The organism is Methylobacterium nigriterrae, from assembly GCF_037106235.1.
Taxonomy (GTDB): domain Bacteria; phylum Pseudomonadota; class Alphaproteobacteria; order Rhizobiales; family Beijerinckiaceae; genus Methylobacterium; species Methylobacterium nigriterrae.
Window position 1 is genome coordinate 1 of sequence record NZ_JBAWTG010000309.1, and the last position, 2,180, is coordinate 2,180.

Sequence of the window (2,180 nt, forward strand, 5' to 3'; positions counted from 1 at the left end):
GCGAGCCCGATCTGCGGGATGCTGGCGTAGAGCCCGCGCCGCTCCGGCGGGGCGTACTCGAAGGCCATGAGCACGGCGCCGCCCCATTCGCCGCCGAGGCCGATGCCCTGCACGATCCGGAGGACGAGGAGGAGCACCGGCGCGGCGACGCCGATCTGCGCGTAGGTCGGCACGAGCCCGATCAGGAATGTCGCGACGCCCATCAGCATGAGCGTGATCACCAGCATGCTCTTGCGGCCGATCCGGTCGCCGAAATGCCCGAAGATGACGCCGCCGAGGGGCCGCGTGACGAAGCCGACCGCGAAGGTCGCGTAGGCCAGCAGCGTCGAGACGAGCGGATCGCTCGCCGGGAAGTAGAGCTTGTTCAGGACGATGCCGGCCACGACGCCGTACAGGAAGAAGTCGTACCACTCGATCGTGGCCCCGATCAGCGCGGCGGAGACGACGCGTCGCAGTCCGCCCTGCGCCGTGGCTCGTCCCGATCCGTTCGCTCTCATGATTGCCTCCGCTGGTCAGTCGGCCCCGGCTTGCCCGAAGCGGACGCGTGCTCATGCATGTCGTGCCGTGGCCGCTTTTAGGGTTCCCTGCTCCGGTAATGGCGCCCACTCCTGCACGGGACTTGGCGCGGCCGCCGTGCGGGCCTCCTCGAGGATCATGTCGGAGGCTTTCTCGGCGATCATGACGACGGGCGCGCTGGTGTTGCCGGACACCAGCGTCGGCATGATCGAGCAATCGACCACGCGCAGGCCCGCCATCCCGTGCACCCGCAGGCGCGCATCCGTCACCGCCAGCGGATCGTCGCCCATCTTGCAGGTGCCCGAGGGGTGGAAGATCGTGGCGCCGGCCTCCCGCGCGAAGTCGAGGAGCGCCGCATCGCCCTGCACGGCGGCGCCCGGCTTGTGCTCTTCAACCAGCAGGCTCTTGAGAGCCGCCGTGCCAGCCAAGCGTCTCGCGAACTTGATGCCCGCGACGGTGCAGAGCCGGTCGGTCTCGGTGGCGAGGTAGTTTGCCCGCATCACCGGCGCCTCGAACGGGTCGGCGCTGCGCAGCGTCACCGTCCCCCGCGATTCCGGCCTGAGCTGGCAGACCGAGAAGGTGCAGCCGGACCAGGGATGGGGCTTGGCCCCGGCCAGATCCGCCGAGAGCGTGCCGAAGTGGAACTGCACGTCGGGCGCGCCGTCGCCCGGCATCACCCGGGTGAACAGGCCGCCCTGGTTGATCCCGACCGCCAGCGGGCCGCTCCGCTTGAGCAGCCATTGCAGGCCGATCCGCGCCTGGCCCCAGACCGAGGCGAGGTCGTCGTTCGTCGTGATCGGCTTGGCGACCCGGTACATCAGCCGGATCTGAAGATGGTCCTGCAGGTTACGGCCCACTCCGGGAAGCGCGTGCCGGACCGCGATGCCGTGGCGCGCAAGCTCCTCGGGCGCGCCGATGCCGGAGAGAAGGAGGAGCTGCGGGCTCTGCAGGGCGCCGGCCGCCAGGATCACCTCGCGGGCCGCCCGCGCCTCCCGCATCGCGCCGCCCTGCCGATAGCGGATCCCGACGGCGCGCGTCCCCTCCAGGATCAAGTCCGTCGCGTGCGCCCCGACCTCGATGCGAAGGTTCGGGCGGCGCCGGGCCGGGCGCAGGTAAGCTGCCGCCGTGCTGCAGCGCAGCCCGTGCCGGGTGAAGAGCTGATAGTAGCCGACGCCCTCCTGGTCGCCGCCGTTGAAGTCGTCGGTGCGCGGTACGCCGAGTTCCCCGGCCCCCGCGATGATTGTCTCGATCAGCTCGTGCTTGTGCTCGATGTCCGAGCACCAGAGCGGCCCGTCCGCGCCATGGGCTGGGCTTGCGCCGCGACTGTTGTGCTCGGAGCGGATGAAGTAGGGCAGAACATCCTGCCAGGCCCAGCCCCGGTTCCCAGCTTGTGCCCAGGCATCGTAATCCTCGGCCTGTCCGCGGATGTAGATCAGGCCATTGATCGAGGAGGATCCGCCGAGCGTGCGGCCGCGGGGCCAGTAGATCCGCCGACCCTTCATGGTCGGCTCGGGCTCCGTGTAGAAGCCCCAGTTGAGGGTCTTGTGGAACATCGTCTTCCCGTACCCGATGGGAAGATGGATCCAGGGCGAGCGATCGCGGGGACCGGCCTCCAGCAGAAGCACGCGGTGGCGGCCGTCCTCGGTGAGGCGGTTGGCGAGCAC

General features: G+C 69.9%; 2 protein-coding genes. Both read right to left on the reverse strand.

All coding sequences use genetic code 11. From position 1 onward, the window contains the following. Window positions 1-497 (reverse strand): MFS transporter (locus WDW90_RS36535; RefSeq protein ID WP_336492627.1); only part of this gene is annotated, 497 nt, incomplete at its 3' end. Window positions 498-548: 51 nt separating this feature from the next. Beyond that, window positions 549-2,180: GMC family oxidoreductase (locus tag WDW90_RS36540; RefSeq protein ID WP_336492628.1), on the reverse strand; the 1,632-nt coding region annotated here is incomplete at its 5' end.